This is a genomic window from Pseudomonas sp. C6002 (assembly GCF_013385805.1).
In the GTDB taxonomy this organism is placed as follows: domain Bacteria; phylum Pseudomonadota; class Gammaproteobacteria; order Pseudomonadales; family Pseudomonadaceae; genus Aquipseudomonas.
Map to the genome: position 1 here is coordinate 145,500 of NZ_JACAPH010000029.1, position 15,259 is coordinate 160,758.

General features: G+C 62.0%; 14 protein-coding genes. 7 read left to right on the top strand and 7 right to left on the bottom strand.

Annotation, left to right across the window (positions count from 1 at the left end):
- Positions 1–47 precede the first annotated feature (47 nt).
- Positions 48–2,162, bottom strand: coding sequence for a mechanosensitive ion channel family protein (locus HX817_RS19365; RefSeq protein ID WP_177040897.1), 2,115 nt, complete (start codon positions 2,160–2,162; stop codon positions 48–50).
- 177 nt (positions 2,163–2,339) lie between these two features.
- Here HX817_RS19365 and HX817_RS19370 point away from each other — a divergent pair, with 177 nt between their 5' ends.
- From HX817_RS19370 to HX817_RS19390, 5 genes are all read left to right on the top strand, one after another.
- Positions 2,340–3,542 (top strand): MFS transporter, encoded by a 1,203-nt coding sequence (locus HX817_RS19370; RefSeq protein ID WP_102369997.1) that lies wholly within the window; start codon positions 2,340–2,342, stop codon positions 3,540–3,542.
- A gap of 213 nt (positions 3,543–3,755) precedes the next feature.
- A complete protein-coding gene (locus HX817_RS19375; protein WP_177040899.1) occupies positions 3,756–4,682 on the top strand; it encodes a DUF72 domain-containing protein in 927 nt (308 codons plus the stop codon).
- Complete coding sequence (locus tag HX817_RS19380; protein ID WP_177040901.1) at positions 4,679–5,455, top strand: endonuclease/exonuclease/phosphatase family protein; 777 nt, start codon at positions 4,679–4,681, stop codon at positions 5,453–5,455. Before HX817_RS19375 ends, HX817_RS19380 begins: the two co-directional genes overlap by 4 nt.
- Entirely contained in the window at positions 5,452–6,750 is a 1,299-nt protein-coding gene (gene clsB / locus HX817_RS19385) for a cardiolipin synthase ClsB (RefSeq protein ID WP_177020917.1), read from the top strand. The genes HX817_RS19380 and clsB overlap by 4 nt, the downstream gene beginning before the upstream one ends.
- A complete protein-coding gene (locus HX817_RS19390) occupies positions 6,728–7,708 on the top strand; it encodes a lysylphosphatidylglycerol synthase domain-containing protein (protein ID WP_003210030.1) in 981 nt (326 codons plus the stop codon). Before clsB ends, HX817_RS19390 begins: the two co-directional genes overlap by 23 nt.
- On the opposite strand, the gene HX817_RS19395 is transcribed toward HX817_RS19390, so the two are convergent.
- The 3 genes from HX817_RS19395 to HX817_RS19405 all read right to left on the bottom strand — a co-directional run bounded on the left by HX817_RS19395 (position 7,695) and on the right by HX817_RS19405 (position 10,698).
- Positions 7,695–8,447 (bottom strand): S9 family peptidase, encoded by a 753-nt coding sequence (locus tag HX817_RS19395; RefSeq protein ID WP_003210032.1) that lies wholly within the window; start codon positions 8,445–8,447, stop codon positions 7,695–7,697. The two genes, HX817_RS19390 and HX817_RS19395, sit on opposite strands and share 14 nt — an antisense overlap.
- Positions 8,437–9,546 (bottom strand): DUF3182 family protein, encoded by a 1,110-nt coding sequence (locus HX817_RS19400; RefSeq protein WP_177040902.1) that lies wholly within the window; start codon positions 9,544–9,546, stop codon positions 8,437–8,439. The genes HX817_RS19395 and HX817_RS19400 overlap by 11 nt, the downstream gene beginning before the upstream one ends.
- Before the next feature lie 171 nt (positions 9,547–9,717).
- A complete protein-coding gene (locus tag HX817_RS19405; RefSeq protein WP_177040904.1) occupies positions 9,718–10,698 on the bottom strand; it encodes a GlxA family transcriptional regulator in 981 nt (326 codons plus the stop codon).
- Between the two features lie 95 nt (positions 10,699–10,793).
- On the opposite strand from HX817_RS19405, the gene HX817_RS19410 reads away from it, so the two are divergent.
- Positions 10,794–11,345: a cysteine hydrolase family protein gene (locus HX817_RS19410; protein ID WP_177040906.1), complete on the top strand. Its 552-nt coding sequence runs from the start codon at positions 10,794–10,796 to the stop codon at positions 11,343–11,345.
- A gap of 12 nt (positions 11,346–11,357) precedes the next feature.
- On the opposite strand, the gene tam is transcribed toward HX817_RS19410, so the two are convergent.
- The gene (tam, locus tag HX817_RS19415; RefSeq protein ID WP_177040908.1) at positions 11,358–12,119 is read right to left on the bottom strand and encodes a trans-aconitate 2-methyltransferase; all 762 of its coding nucleotides are present in this window, start codon (positions 12,117–12,119) and stop codon (positions 11,358–11,360) included.
- 103 nt (positions 12,120–12,222) lie between these two features.
- Between tam and HX817_RS19420 the strand changes: the two genes are divergently transcribed.
- A complete protein-coding gene (locus HX817_RS19420) occupies positions 12,223–13,131 on the top strand; it encodes a LysR family transcriptional regulator (protein ID WP_177040910.1) in 909 nt (302 codons plus the stop codon).
- A gap of 91 nt (positions 13,132–13,222) precedes the next feature.
- Here the strand turns inward: HX817_RS19420 and HX817_RS19425 are convergent, their stop codons facing one another.
- Together HX817_RS19425 and HX817_RS19430 are read right to left on the bottom strand one after the other, a co-directional pair.
- The gene (locus HX817_RS19425) at positions 13,223–13,741 is read right to left on the bottom strand and encodes a single-stranded DNA-binding protein (protein WP_003210042.1); all 519 of its coding nucleotides are present in this window, start codon (positions 13,739–13,741) and stop codon (positions 13,223–13,225) included.
- Positions 13,742–13,750: 9 nt separating this feature from the next.
- Positions 13,751–15,145, bottom strand: coding sequence for an MFS transporter (locus HX817_RS19430; protein WP_003210044.1), 1,395 nt, complete (start codon positions 15,143–15,145; stop codon positions 13,751–13,753).
- Positions 15,146–15,259: the final 114 nt, after the last annotated feature.

Genomic DNA, 15,259 nt, shown 5'->3' on the forward strand with positions numbered 1-15,259 from the left:
GTGGGAGCGGGCTTGCTCGCGAAGAGGCCGGCGGCCTCAACACAAAACTATTGGGTTCTTGGCTGCTCAGTGAGCACCACCGACGAAGGCACTTCTTCCTCCGGCTCATCCACCTGCTGCCCGACCCGCTGCGGCAGCATCACCTGCTGTGGATAAGTTTGCGCGAAATGAACAAAGGCACAGTTATCCACAAGCTTTTTCAAGCGCTGGTTAAACGCGCGGCTCACCGCATATTGCCCACCCGACACCGTGCGGAACTGCGCCGTCAGCACCACGCCGTTGAGGTCCATCTTGTCGACGCCAAATACCTCCAGCGGCCCTTGCAGGTTGTACTTGAGGAACACGTCGTCACGGATCGACTGTCCCGCCTCGCGAATCAGCTCCACGGCCTTGTCGACATCGGTGTCGTAGGTGAACTGCACCGAGAAGAACGCATAGGCGAATTGCCGCGACTGGTTGGTGACGGCCTTGATTTGCCCGAACGGCACCGAATGCACAAACCCCTTGCCGTCCCGCAGGCGCAGGGTGCGGATGGTCAGCCCCTCGACGGTACCGGCGTGGCCGGAGTCGAGCACCACCCAATCGCCAATCGACAGGGTGTCTTCGATGATGATGAACAGCCCGGTGATTACATCCTGCACCAGTTGCTGGGAGCCAAAACCAATGGCCAGGCCCACCACCCCGGCACCCGCCAGCAGCGGTGCGACGTTGATCCCCAGGTTGGCCATGGTGGTGATCGCGCAGATCACCACCAGGATGATTTTCACTGCGTTGCGCAGCAGTGGCAGGATGGTTTTCACCCGCGTGCTGGGCTGGCGGCTGGAGCGTTTGTTGACCGGGGGTTTCAATGCTTCCTGAATCGCCGTGTCGAGCACCACCCAGAACAGCCAGGTCACCAGCAGGATCAAACCGATGCTGCTCAGGGAATCACTGATGGCCCGGCCCACGGAGTTGCGCTGGGCAAACTCAAACAGCGAAACGCCCCAGATACGCCCGAGGATTTCGATAAAGGCGATGGCCATCACGATGCGCAACAGCGCGTGCAGCAGGCTGAGGAAACGTTCCTTGTAGGCGCTGCTGCGCTGGACCGCCACCGTGCTGCGGGACTGGAACAGGTGCTGCAACACCGTGCTGAGAAACACCGTGCCGATCAGCAGGATCGTGGTGAACAGCGCACAGCGCAGGGCTTTCTGGCTGTCGTCGCCGGCGCCGATCAGGTTGATCGCCGACACCAGCACCATCAGCAGGATCGGCCAATACCACAGGCCGGAAAACACCCGCAGGGATTGCTGCACCGCCGGGTGTTTCAGGCGCTGGGCCAGGGGCCGGTTGCGGATCAAATGCGCCACCGGACGGCGCAGGCGAATCACCAGCATGCCGAAGATCACCGAGGCAAACAGCCCGGTGAAGATCGCGACGCTGGCGGTGATATTGCCCCCCAGTTGACGGGCGATCTGTGGGCTGGTCAGCGCATCGCTGAGGGCGGCAAGGAAGCCGATCAGGAACAACGGCTTGGGGCAGTAGTCCCGAATAATCTGCACCGCCGGGCGCTTGTGGCCGACGTTGAACATGACGATCACGCACAACAGGATCGAGGTGGAGAAAATGCCGCTGCTGGTGGCGTAGGCAAAACACAGCGCCAGCGCACGGCCCACCGAGGTGGGCAGGAAGTGGCTGACGTAGAGCGTCAATGGCAGGCAGATAAGCGCCGGTATCGTGTAGGGAATCAGGTAACCCAGCAACGCCTGGAGGCGCTGGCGAGGTGCGATATGCCGCTGCAGGCTCAGGCGCTTGACGATAAAGCGCCCCAGCAGGGTCTGCGCGGCGAACGCGCCGATCCACACCCCGGACAACAACAGGAAATCCCCGGCCACGCTCCACGAGGAACGTTCGGACGGCTGGTTGACCAGCTTGTCCACCTCATCTGCCGCCCGGTCGGCCCGCAGGCGCCAGGCGTCCACCAGGTTCTGGTTGAGGTCGAGCTTGTCCTGCACATCATCGATGCTGGAGCTGATGGCGCCGAGCAGGCCGCCTTCTACCAAAAGTTCCGGCTTCGCCGGGGCGGCAGGCGCTGGAGCCGCGGGGGCAGTGGCCGCTTGCAGCGCGCCGCTGCCGCAGAACAGCAGCGTGCCGAGCAGTAGCACAGTCTTTAAATTCAACAAAACACCGGGCTCCTTCAGAAGGGTCTGTAAGGAACTGACGGGTTTGACGCCTGATCGTTCCCCGCAGACTTCGATCCGTGCGCCCCAGGCAAATATCAAATGCCAATACCTGGCTTTTTCCGCACAAGCCGAACCCCGAGACTGCGCTCCTGATTGAAACCCACCGGAGTTGCAGCCATGCCCATTGCCTTGCTCGCGCTGACCCTCAGCGCTTTTGCCATCGGGACGACCGAGTTCGTCATCGTTGGCCTGTTACCCACCATCGGCGCCGACCTGGGTGTCGACTTGCCGTCCGCCGGCCTGCTGGTCAGCCTTTACGCCCTGGGCGTGGCCATCGGCGCGCCGGTACTCACCGCCCTCACCGGCAAAGTGCCACGCAAACTGCTGTTGTTGTCGCTGATGGTGCTGTTCACCCTCGGCAACCTGCTGGCCTGGCAAGCGCCGAGTTATGAGTCCCTGGTACTGGCACGGATCGTCACCGGCCTGGCCCACGGGGTGTTCTTCTCGATTGGCTCCACCATCGCCACAAGCCTGGTGCCCAAGGAAAAAGCCGCCAGCGCGATTGCCATCATGTTTACCGGCCTGACCGTGGCGTTGGTGACCGGTGTGCCACTGGGGACGTTTATCGGCCAGCACTTCGGCTGGCGCGAAACCTTCCTCGCCGTCTCGGCCCTGGGCTTGATCGCGTTTATCGGCAGCCTGCTCTACGTACCGAAAAACATCGCCCACAGCAAACCCGCGTCGCTGTTGCAGCAACTGCAAGTGTTGAAACAACCACGGCTGCTGCTGGTGTACGCCATGACGGCGGTGGGTTACGGCGGCTCGTTCATCGCGTTCACCTACCTGGCGCCGATCCTTCAGGACATCTCCGGCTTCAGCGCCGGCACCGTCAGCCTGGTGTTGCTGGTGTATGGCATCTCGGTGGCCATCGGTAATATCTGGGGCGGCAAACTGGCCGACAAACGCGGCCCGATCAGCGCGCTGAAAATCATCTTTGCCCTGCTCGCTGCCGTGTTGTTTGTACTGACCTTTACCGCAGGCAACCCATGGCTGGCCCTGGCCACTGTGCTGGTGTGGGGCGCGGTCGCTTTCGGCAACGTGCCGGGCTTGCAGGTGTATGTGGTGCGCCAGGCGGAACATCACACGCCGAATGCGGTGGACGTGGCCTCGGGCCTGAACATCGCGGCGTTCAACTTGGGGATTGCCGGTGGCGCGTGGGCCGGCGGCCTGATCGTCGCCCACATGGGCTTGATCCACACGGCGTGGATTGGCGGTTCGGTGGTGTTGGTGGCCTTGGCGCTGACGGCCTGGAGCGGGCGCCTTGACCGGCTGGGGCCGGTGTATGCCGAGAGCTCGACCCGGGTGGTTGGCGGGCACTGATCCCGCAGCGATAAAGAACCCAATGTGGGAGCGGGCTTGCTCGCGAAAGCGGTAAGTCAGTCAACAGAGATATCGACTGACCCACCGTCTTCGCGAGCAAGCCCGCTCCCACATTTTGAGAGGTGCCGTCTGTAGGACCATCGAAACTTTCTCCCGATCCTCACAGTCATCCAAAAACGGAGGTCACCACACAGTTAACCCACGGGAGTCATCATGGCCGCGATTCATATCGGCATTTCCGGCTGGCGCTACACGCCCTGGCGGGGGGATTTCTACCCCGAGGGCCTGACCCAGAAGCGCGAGCTGCAGTTTGCCTCACGGGCGGTCAACAGCATCGAGATCAACGGCTCGTTCTACGCGCTGCAAACACCCAAGCGCTATGCCGAATGGTATGGCGACACGCCTGAAGGGTTTGTGTTCAGCGTCAAGGCGCCGCGCTATATCACGCATATCCTGCGGTTGCGGGAGGTGCACAAGCCGATGGCGAATTTCTTCGCCTCCGGGGTGCTGGAACTCAAGGAAAAGCTCGGGCCGATCCTCTGGCAGTTCCCGCCCAGTTTCAAATTCGACCCGCCGTTGTTTGAAGCCTTTCTCGCCGAATTACCCACTACTACCCAGCAGGCCGCCGCCCTCGCCCGCGAGCATGAGCCGCGCCTGAACGGCAAGGCGAGCCTGCAAGCCCACGGTAAAAAGCCGCTGCGCCATGCGGTGGAGATTCGCCACAAGAGTTTCGCCGTGCCGGAGTTTGTCGAGATGCTCGACAAGCACGGCGTGGCCCTGGTGGTGGCCGACACAGCCGGCAAGTGGCCGTACCTGGAAGACGTCACGGCCAACTTTGTGTACCTGCGCCTGCATGGGGACAAAGCGCTGTATGCCAGCGGCTATACGTCCGAAGCGCTCAAGCGCTGGGGCGATCGCATCGAACGCTGGAGCCACGGCAAACAACCCGCCGATGCACAGTTGATCGACCCAAAGCACAAACCCCGCGCCCGCAAGCAACGCGACGTGTTTTGCTATTTCGATAACGACATCAAGGTGCGCGCGCCCTTCGACGCGCGCCAATTACTGCAGCGTTTTGGCCTGGACCGGGCACTGGCCACCGAACCCGGCAAGTTGCCGGACACGGGAGTGTTGCCATGACCCATCCGGAACTGATGCCAACCACGCCCACCGAAACCATCACCCGCTTCAGGGTGCTGACGGTCAATACCCACAAGGGCTTCACCGCGCTCAACCGGCGCTTCATATTGCCCGAGTTGCGCGAGGCGATCCGCAGCGTGGCCGCCGACGTGGTGTTCCTTCAGGAAATCCACGGCACCCATGAACGCCACCCCAAGCGCTACAGCAACTGGCCGAGCATGCCGCAATACGAGTTCCTCGCCGACAGTATCTGGCCGCAATACGCCTACGGTCGCAACGCGGTGTATCCCCATGGCGACCACGGTAATGCGTTGCTGTCGAAATTCCAGATCATCCGCTACGACAATCTCGACATCTCCCAGAGCGGCCACGAAAGTCGCGGGCTGCTGCATTGCGTGCTGCGCTTGCCGGGCAACGTGCAGGACGTGCATGCCATCTGCGTGCACCTGGGGCTGCGGGAAGTCCATCGCCAGCAGCAACTGCGCCTGATCGCGCAGCGGGTCGCCGAGATTCCCGTCGACGCGCCGGTGATTGTCGCCGGTGATTTCAATGACTGGCGCCAGCGCGCCGATCTCGCTCACTGCGGGCTGCGGGAAGTGTTTATCGAAACCCACGGCAAGCCGGCCCGCACCTTCCCGGCGCGCCTGCCGCTGCTGCCGCTGGACCGCATCTATGTGCGCAACCTCAAGGTGCATCAGCCCCAAGTCCTGACCAGCCGCCCGTGGTCACACTTGTCGGACCATGCGCCGCTGTCGGTGGAGATCGAGCTATGAACAGCGCACCACTGGAAAAGGTCGCGGTGGAACACATCGCGACCGACCAACCGCCGGACGATGCCGTGGCCCGGGATCTGGATTACGGCTGGCAGAGCGGTAACCAGATCGAGTTGCTGGAGAACGGCGAGGCCTACTTTCCCAAAGTGTTCGAGGCGATGCGCCAGGCCCAGCGGGAGATCTTGCTGGAGACCTTTATCCTTTTCGAAGACAAGGTCGGCCACGAGCTCAAAGGCATTTTGATCGAGGCGGCGCAGCGTGGCGTCAAGGTCGTCGCCAGCCTCGATGGCTTTGGTTGTGGTGAGCTGACACCGGGGTTTCTCAGCGAATTGAGCCAGGCCGGCGTGACCGTGCAGATGTTCGACCCGGCGAGCAAGACATTGGGTTTTCGCACCAACTGGTTTCGCCGCTTGCACCGCAAGATTGTGGTGGTGGATGCCAGTGTGGCGTTTATCGGCGGGATCAATTTCTCGGCGGATCACCTGGGGGATTTCGGCCCCGAGGCCAAGCAGGATTATGCCGTGCAGGTGCAGGGCCCGGCAGTCGCCGACCTGCATCATTTCGCCCTCGCACAAAGTGGCCGGCGTGTGCGCAAGCGGCGCGGCTGGCGGCGCGAGCAACGCCCGTCGCCATGGGCTGCCGGCGAAGGCGATGGCCTGGTACGGCTGATCTACCGGGACAATCTGCAACACCGTACCGATATCGAAGAGGCCTACCTGCACGCCCTGCGCAAGGCCGAGCGGCGGGTGGTGATCGCCAACGCCTATTTCTTTCCCGGCTACCGCCTGCTGCGGGAGATTCGTAATGCCGCGCGGCGCGGCGTGCACGTGCAGTTGATCATGCAGGGCCAGCCGGATGTGCTGCTGGCCAAGCTGGCGGCACGCATGCTCTATGACTATTTGCTCAAGGAAGGCGTGGTGATCCACGAGTACTGCCAGCGTCCGTTGCACGGCAAGGTGGCGCTGGTGGATGAAGAGTGGAGCACGGTGGGTTCGAGCAATCTCGACCCGCTGAGCCTGTCGCTGAACCTGGAGGCGAATGTGCTGGTTCGTGATCGTGGCTTCAACCAGCAGTTGTTCGAGCGCCTGGGATATCTGAGCCAGAACCACTGCAAGACCATGCCGGAAAACCGCGCGCCTCGCGGCTGGTTCTGGCGGGTGACCGTGGGTTTCGTGGTGTTCCATGTGCTGCGGCATTTTCCGTCGTGGACCGGCTGGTTGCCGGCCCACAAGCCGAGGTTGAAACCCTTCGTTCTTGAGGAGCGTGCGGATCATGACCCAAGCTCGCATCGCTGAAGAAAGCGCTCGCCCCGGCTTCTTGAAACGCTGGAAAAAACCGCTGACGGTGGTGTTTTTCCTGGTGCTGATCGTGTTGTTCACCCTGCTCGCCCGGCGTATCGACTGGAGCGAAGTGCTCGACACCCTGGGCGACTTCAAGCTGCGCACGCTGCTCATCGCGGGTGCGCTGACCCTGTGCAGTTTCCTGGTGTATTCGTGCTTCGACCTGATCGGCCGCACCTACATCCGCCAGCCGTTGGGCTGGAAGCAGATTTTGCCGGTGGGCATCATCAGCTATGCGTTCAACCTCAACCTGAGCGCGTGGGTAGGTGGCATCGCCATGCGCTATCGGTTGTATTCCCGACTCGGGGTGAGCAACGGGAACATCGCGAAGATCCTCGGCTTGAGCCTGGCCACCAACTGGTTCGGCTACATGGCGATCGCCGGCGCGGTATTCAGCAGCGGGCTGGTGACATTACCGCCGGGGTGGAAGCTCAGCAGCGGTGCGTTGCAAGGCGTCGGCGTGCTGTTGGTACTGGCGAGCCTGGGTTACCTGCTGGCCTGTCGCTTGTCGAAAAAGCGCGCATGGTCGATACGCGGGATTGAAATCAGCCTGCCGTCGCTGCGCATGGCAGTGTTGCAGTTGGCGCTCGGCGCGCTGAACTGGTCGCTGATGGCAGCGGTGATTTTTACCCTGCTGCCCAAGCAACTGGATTACCCCGTGGTGCTCGGGGTGTTGCTGATCAGCAGCATTGCCGGGGTGGTCACGCATATCCCGGCAGGGCTGGGTGTGCTGGAGGCAGTGTTCATTGCCTTGCTGCAGCACGAAGCGTCCCGCGGCAGTCTGCTCGCGGGGCTGATCGCCTACCGCGCGATCTACTTCATCCTGCCCCTGCTGGTGGCCCTGGTGATGTACCTCGCGGTCGAAGCCAAGGCCAAGGCATTGCGCGTGAAGAAAACGCCTACGACTGGATGATGCTCAAGCGCTCGCCCACCACCATCTCGGTAATCCAGTCCACCAGGATCGAGGTGTAGGCCTGCTGGGAAACCGGATCACTCAGGGAATGATCCGCACCGTCGATAATCCGGTGAGTCAGCGAATGCGTCTGCTGGCAGGCGGCGCGGTAGCTCATGATGGTGGCGTGGGGCACGTGGTCGTCGGTCTCCGACTCCACGATCAACACATCACCGGTAAACGCCGCGCAAGCATGCAGGGCGCGATTGGTTTCAGCGTGCACAAAGGTGCCGCGATAATCCATCAGGTCGGCCTTGTCCAGGTCGCGCTTGGGCTTGAGCCATTCCTGGTCGCGGTACAGCGCCGGCACCCGCAAAGCCAGCCAGCGCACCGGGCGCAGTGACGTGAGGATGGCGGCCAGGTAACCGCCGTAGCTGGTGCCCACCACCGCCACCGCCGAGGTGTCGATGGCCGGGTGTGACAACAGGCGGTCGTAGGCCGCGAGCAGGTCGCGCAGGTTGTCTTCGCGGGTGACGCGGGATAACGGAATGCCGTTGCCGGCATGGCCGCGCAGGTCGAATGTAAGGCATACACAACCGAGCCCGGCTATACCCTTGGCGCGTTCCAGGTCACGCTCCTGGCTCCCGCCCCAGCCGTGCACAAACAACACCCCCGGTACTTTCGATTTGGGACTGAGGAAGGTCCCGCTCATCTGTTCGTCGTCGATATCAATGGCAATGGTTTCGCTTCTAGCCGTCATAGGATTTGACCGTCACGTACTTGAGAAGAAAGTCGCTGTTTTCTGCCGGGCCCCGGTACACCTCGATCGCGTCAGCCGGCAGTGGCTGGTCGACGTAGGTTTCTACCGACGAGACATAAATCGCCCGCAGCCCGGGATTGTTGACGAAGCTTTGCAGCGCCGCGACTTCCGCGCTGCTGGCCCCGCCCATGCGCCAGGATTGCTCGAGCACGCCGCTGCGGCGTTGGCCGTCGCTGTCCAGGCCCTGGGCGATGTCGTAATTGCGCCGCGAGGCGTAGAACGCGGGATAGGCCTCATCCGCCGCGTTATCGAAGACCTGCGCTTGCTGGATGGCCAGGCGCACGTCAGCGGGCAGGTCGAGCTTGAGCAGGTCTTCGTAGTAGCCCTGGACCAGCAACAGGTTGGAACCACCATAGACCTCTTCGCCCTGCCCGTCCCGGGTCAGGTATTGATCGCCGCAGTAGCTGATGACGTGATCGCCGATAAAGCTCTGGCCGACACTGTGGGTGACCACGTCGCGCAGGTCCTGCTCCAGCACCACGCCGTCGCTGAACAATTGCGCCGCATCAGGGCGCGCGAGGATGGCGTCGAACTCGTCGAGGCTGCGGATCACTTCCTGGCCGCGACCGGCGCAGGCATGCACGGGCTTGAGACGGATCGGCCCGGTGTACAGCAAATGGGTCGCCGCCGGCCGCGCATCTGCCAGGGCGTGCACACTCAACCCATCCAGCACCACATTGCGGATGCGCTCGGAAAACAGCGGCGACCAGCCTTCGGGCGCAACCGCGTTTTTATTCAGCAAACCGTGGCTGATGGCCTTGGTGCAGATGAAATCGTGATCGACGTAGCCGCCCCACAGATCCTCAGGGCCTTTGACGCCGAATTGCCGCGCCTGGGCCGCACCGATCAGCGTCTGAGTGGGTAACAGGTAGAGCTCGCGCCCACTGTGCAGCTCAGGGTTATAGCTGCCGCCATATTTGAGCCCGAGGACGTGCGCCAGCCAACGGGCCAGGGCGCGGTTGGTCTCCACTTCGTGCAATGGCGCTTGCGGACGGATTGAATGCGCCACCACGATTTTTTTGCGATTTGTCGGGGTCATGCGTCCCCCTTGGCTGTTATGCCATGTGTGTAGGGAAACGGTTGCAGGGATCAAGCCAAGGCGGCATTTATCCAAACGCGCGGGGAATCAATTAGTTGCGGGAAAAGCGATAGCACTTGGCCTGTTTTATTCTGCACGAAATGCTCAAGGTGTCGCGGCGTTCTGCACGATTCAGGCTTGCGCCTTAGAGGGCGTCACGCCGAAACGGCTGCGGTAATCACTTGGCGCCAGCCCGGTGATTTTCTTGAATGTGGCGCGGAAAGCACCAGGGTCCTGATAACCCACGGTCCAGGCGATGTGATCAATGGTGCCGTTGGTGAACTCGAGCATCTGGCGCGCCTTGCCGACACGCAGGTGCTGGCAATATTCGGTGGGTTTCAAACCGGTGGCGGCGCGGAACCGTCGCAGGAAGGTGCGTTCCTCAAGTCCCGCCTCCTGCGCCATGGCAGCCAACGAAACATCCACCGCACCGCTGGCCTGCAGCCAATGTTGCACCTTGAGAATCGCAGCGTCGCCATGGGCAAGGATCGGCGCAAAGTTACTGCCGCACTCACTGGCGCTGTCGCTGTGTTCGATCACCAGGAAACGCGCGGTGCTGGCAGCGATGCTCGGGCCGAGCAAACGGTCCACCAGGCGCAGGCCCAATTCGGACCAGGCCATGAGGCCGGCGGTGGTGATCAAGTCACCGTCGTCGACGATGGGTTTGTCGGCCTCCAGGCGAATCGCCGGGTAACGCGCGGCGAAGGACTTGGCCGACGTCCAGTGCGTGGTGGCGCTGCGACCGTCCAACAGGCCGCTTTCTGCCATCAGGATCGAACCTACGCACACCCCGCCCAGAATGGTCCCGGAGCGATGTTGCTGGCGCAGCCAATCCAGCAATTCGGCGGACGCCTGGCCCTCGGAAAAGCCGGCAATGGAGGGTGGAATCAGCAAGGCCGTCAACCTATCCCCGCTACCGGGCTCGCTATCGAATACACGGGTCGGCGCACCGCCTGTTTCAGCCTGCCAATGGCTGATGCGCAGGGACGGCAGTTGCTCCGACTGATGCTCGGTCGCAATCCGGTTGGCGACCGCGAACAGGTCGGTCAAGCCATGCACGGCGGCCATTTGCGCACCGCTGTAGATCAGCACGCCGAGTTCGACGATCGCCATTGTCAGTTTTCCCTCTGTTATTGTCGGTGCGGCCAATCCCCAGGCGTCACGCCAGCCAGGATACTGGACGCATCAACCCTCACAAGGAAACCAACATGGCCAAGCAAGCGCTCATCCTAATCGATATCCAGAACGACTACTTCCCCCAGGGCAAGTGGCCGCTAGACGGAGTGGACGCGGCGGCAGACAAGGCGCAGCAAGTGCTACAGGCATTTCGCCAGGCAGGCGATACGGTGATTCACGTACGCCACGAATTCACCTCCGACGATGCCCCCTTCTTCACCCCGGGCTCGGAAGGTGCACACCTACACCCCAAGGTGCTGAACCAGGCCGATGAGCCCGTGGTGCTCAAGCATTTCGTCAATGCGTTCCGCGAAACCAACCTGCGGGCCCTGCTGGAACAACGCAGCATCACCGAGCTGGTGGTGGTGGGCAGCATGAGCCATATGTGCATCGACGGCGTGGTGCGCGCCGCGTCGGACCTGGGCTACTGCGTGACCGTGATCCACGATGCCTGCGCCACGCGGGACCTGGAATTCAATGGCAGCATCGTGCCGGCAGCCCAGGTGCATGCGGCGTTTATGTCGTCGCTGGGGTTTGCTTATGCGAGCGTGGTGTCGGCGGAACAGTTCTTGTCCGCCGATTGACCTTCTCCGCGCTTACCGGGTAGCGATGATGAACAGGCGCGGAAACGGCAGCAACACAGTGCCATCGGCCAACGCTGGATAAGCCTTGGTGATCCGCGCCAGGTACTCGTCGAGGAAGGCGTTCCTTTCTGACTCGGTCAGGGGCGCCAGGAATGGACGCAACGCCGAACCCTTGAACCACTCCACCACCGCGGCGGAACCTGCCAGCGGATGGTGGTAAGTGGTGCGCCATACATCCACGGTGGAACAGTGTTGGCTCAGCAACTCAAAGTAGTAGCTCGCGGTATGGCGTTCATTGTGTTTGACGCTGCCGATCTTTGCGGCCCACGGGCCGTCCGCCGCGACTTCCCGCGCCAGCTTGTGGGCCGGCTCGTCAAGATTGTCGGGCGTCTGCACCGCCAGGGTGCCGCCGGAGGTCAGTTGATTGACTAAATGCGGATACAGCGTGGCGTGATCAGGCAGCCATTGCAGCGATGCATTGGCGAGGATGACGTCAAATTTCTGCACGGGGTTCCAGGCGCCGATATCCGCCAATTCGAAGTTCAACGCGGGTAGGCGCTTGCGGGCGTCCACCAGCATGTCATCAGAGCTGTCCATGCCGGTGACCAATGCCTGCGGAAAGCGCTCAGCCAGGACTTCAGTCGAATTGCCCGGGCCGCAACCCAGGTCGACGGCGGTGCGCACGTCACCCTCAGGGATGGCCGCTACCAGATCCCGGACGGGACGAGTGCGCTGTTGTTCGAACATCGAGTATTGCTTGGCTGACCAGGTCATTGCGGCATTCCTTCTTCTGTGAGGAGTGAGGACAGCCTAAATCTTGTGATCCATGAGAACAAATGCCACGATTGATCATCTCCCATACCTGAAAAGTATCCCTATGCTGGAACTCAGGCAGCTCAGGGCCTTCGTCGCGATTGCCGAAGAAGGCTATATCACTCGCGCGGCAGAACGTCTGGGCATGCAGCAACCGCCGCTGACCCGCCTGCTGCAAAGTCTTGAAGCCGAGTTGGGTGTGGTGCTGATGGAGCGCCTGCCACGAGGCGTGCGCCCGACCACTGCGGGGCTGGCCTTGCTGGAAGAGGCGCGGCATATCTTGGACAGCGTCGATGGTGTGGCCGACATTGTGCGCCGCGCCGCCCGAGGTGAACGCGGACGCCTGGCGATTGGTTTCACCAGCTCTGCCGCCTTGCATCCGTTTGTGCCCAGCGTACTGCGCCTGTTTCGGGAAACCTTTGTCGGCGTTTCAGTGGTACTGGAAGAAGCCGGTACCGGTGAACTGCTGGACGCGTTGCTGCACGAAAAGCTCGACGCGGCGTTCATTCGCTCGCCGCTGAGCGGGACGCAGGCGTTGCAGGACCAGCCAATTCTGGTGGAGCCAATGTTGCTGGCGCTGCCTACCGACCACCCACTGGCTATCAACCCGTCGACGCCGCTGCCGTTGGCGGCATTGGCCACCGAGGCGTTTGTGCTGTATCGGCGCCGGGTAGGGCTTGGGTTGTATGACGCGATTCTGGTGGCGTGTCGCGAAGCGGGTTTCAGCCCGCAAGTTGTGCAAGAGGCGCCGCGCATGACGGCGACGTTGAGCCTGGTGGCTGCAGGGCTTGGGGTTTCGATTGTGCCTGCCTCAATGCAACGGTTGCGGGGCGACGGGATTGTTTATCGCGAGCTTTCGGAGTGCCGGAGCCTGGTGGCGCCGTTGCACCTGGCTACCCGGGTAGGTGATACGTCGTCGGTATTGGAGAGGTTTCGGGAGTTGGTGGTGAGCGCCGCTTCTACTGACGTTTAGCGGATTGCCGTGTCCGCAATGAAAAACCCCCGGGGCCAAGGCCACCGGGGGTTTTCTGGTGTTACGCGACAGTTCTGGGTCTCAAGCGACCTTAGAACGGAATATCGTCATCAAAGCTGTCGAAGTCGGCTGCCGGCTGAGGAGCGGCCTGCTGTGGCGCTGGACGCGACTCACGCTGTGGCTGCTGGGTTGGCTGCGGACGGGACTGCTGCTGTGGACGCGGCGCCGAGTTGGACATGCCGCCCTGGCCCTGTTGGTCGCCCTGTGGACGGCCGCCCAGCAGTTGCATGGTGCCTTGCATGTCGACCACGATTTCTGTGGTGTAACGCTTGATGCCGTCTTTTTCCCACTCGCGGGTTTGCAGCTTGCCTTCGATGTAGACCTGCGAACCTTTGCGCAGGTATTCACCGGCGATCTCTGCAACCTTGCCGAACATCGACACACGGTGCCATTCGGTTTTCTCGACCTTCTGGCCGGTTTGCTTGTCGGTCCACTGTTCGCTGGTCGCCAGACTCAGGTTGGTCACGGCGTTACCGTTCGGCAAGTAGCGAACTTCGGGATCCTGGCCGCATGTACCGACCAATATGACTTTGTTAACCCCACGGGCCATAACGTTCTCCTAGGCTGGGCGCGCTGTCGGCACTGGGTTGACCAGTTGCTCGAGCGTCGCGCGATCCAATAATTCGGTGTCCAATTTGATGTAGATGGCGGCTTCTTCAGTAACAACCACAGCATCCGTAACCCCAACAACGGCCTTAAGGCGCTCGACCAGACCGGCTTCGCGGATCGCTTCGGGCGATAACGGCAAGCGCAGGCTCGTCACATAGGGAGGTTCGCGCATGGTAACAGCAAAGGCTAGCCAGAGGGCAGCCAGACCTGCGCATCCCAGGAACACAACCGACAAACCGCCATGCTGGAACATCCAGCCACCCATGATCCCGCCCAGTGCAGAACCGAGGAACTGGCTGGTGGAATACACGCCCATCGCCGTGCCTTTGCCGCCGGCCGGTGAAACCTTACTGATCAGCGAAGGCAGTGAAGCCTCCAGCAGGTTGAACGCGGTGAAGAACACCACCGTGCCGATCACCAGCGCCCGCAGGCTGTCGCCGAACTGCCAGAAGAATAGCTCAGTGAGCATCAATGTCGCGACGGCGCCCAGCAGAACTCGTTTCATTTTGCGTTTCTTCTCGCCGTAGATGATGAACGGGATCATGGCGAAGAACGAAATCAGCAGCGCGGTCAGGTACACCCACCAGTGCTGCTCCTTGGGCAGCCCGGCTTTTTGTACCAGGGCCAGGGGCAAGGCGACGAAGCTGCACATCAGCATTGCGTGTAATACGAAGATACCCAAATCCAGGCGCAACAGGTCCGGGTGCTTGAGTGTCGGCAGCAATGCTTGCTTGGCGACGCCCGACTCACGGTGCTGCAACGGCCCCGTGGAATGCGGAACCATGAAGGCGACAATCACGATGCCGAACAGCGCCATGCCACCGGTGGCCAGGAACAGACCGTGCAAGCCGAACGCGCGGGTCAGCAGCGGGCCGACTACCATCGCCACGGCGAACGAAAGACCGATGGTCATGCCGATCATCGCCATGGCCTTGGTACGGTGTTGTTCGCGGGTCAGGTCGGAGAGCAGTGCCATGACGGCGGCGGAAATCGCGCCGGCGCCTTGCAGGACGCGTCCGGCGATCACGCCCCAGATCGAATCGGCATTGGCCGCAAGCACACTGCCCAGGGCGAAGACGATCAGGCCGAGGTAGATCACCGGCCGGCGGCCGATGCGGTCGGAAATGACGCCGAACGGAATCTGAAACAGCGCCTGGGTCAGGCCATAGGCGCCAATCGCCAGGCCGATCAGGGCCGGGGTCGCTCCTGCGAGATCCATTCCATAGGTTGCCAGCACCGGCAACACCATAAACATGCCAAGCATACGGAATGCGAACACCAGGGCCAGACCGCTTGCTGCGCGGGTCTCGCTGCCACTCATGCGTTCGCTGTGGGGATCGTGCATGGATAAACCTCGTGTGAACCGGCGGCGATTCTACCAGTCCCATCGATTGAGAGGGTATATGCGGCGCTTTGCCGCGCAGCTTTCATGTAAGGCTGCACCCGGCACTTTGACAGT

Bases quoted from the DNA above. Each gene is read 5' to 3' on its own strand.
- HX817_RS19390 (WP_003210030.1), top strand. From the start codon at position 6,728: ATGACCCAAGCTCGCATCGCTGAAGAAAGCGCTCGCCCCGGCTTCTTG.
- HX817_RS19395 (WP_003210032.1), bottom strand. From the start codon at position 8,447: ATGACGGCTAGAAGCGAAACCATTGCCATTGATATCGACGACGAACAG.
- HX817_RS19400 (WP_177040902.1), bottom strand. From the start codon at position 9,546: ATGACCCCGACAAATCGCAAAAAAATCGTGGTGGCGCATTCAATCCGT.
- HX817_RS19430 (WP_003210044.1), bottom strand. From the start codon at position 15,145: ATGCACGATCCCCACAGCGAACGCATGAGTGGCAGCGAGACCCGCGCA.
- HX817_RS19410 (WP_177040906.1), top strand. From the start codon at position 10,794: ATGGCCAAGCAAGCGCTCATCCTAATCGATATCCAGAACGACTACTTC.
- HX817_RS19375 (WP_177040899.1), top strand. From the start codon at position 3,756: ATGGCCGCGATTCATATCGGCATTTCCGGCTGGCGCTACACGCCCTGG.
- HX817_RS19380 (WP_177040901.1), top strand. From the start codon at position 4,679: ATGACCCATCCGGAACTGATGCCAACCACGCCCACCGAAACCATCACC.
- clsB (WP_177020917.1), top strand. From the start codon at position 5,452: ATGAACAGCGCACCACTGGAAAAGGTCGCGGTGGAACACATCGCGACC.
- HX817_RS19425 (WP_003210042.1), bottom strand. From the start codon at position 13,741: ATGGCCCGTGGGGTTAACAAAGTCATATTGGTCGGTACATGCGGCCAG.
- HX817_RS19405 (WP_177040904.1), bottom strand. From the start codon at position 10,698: ATGGCGATCGTCGAACTCGGCGTGCTGATCTACAGCGGTGCGCAAATG.
- HX817_RS19420 (WP_177040910.1), top strand. From the start codon at position 12,223: ATGCTGGAACTCAGGCAGCTCAGGGCCTTCGTCGCGATTGCCGAAGAA.
- HX817_RS19370 (WP_102369997.1), top strand. From the start codon at position 2,340: ATGCCCATTGCCTTGCTCGCGCTGACCCTCAGCGCTTTTGCCATCGGG.
- tam (WP_177040908.1), bottom strand. From the start codon at position 12,119: ATGACCTGGTCAGCCAAGCAATACTCGATGTTCGAACAACAGCGCACT.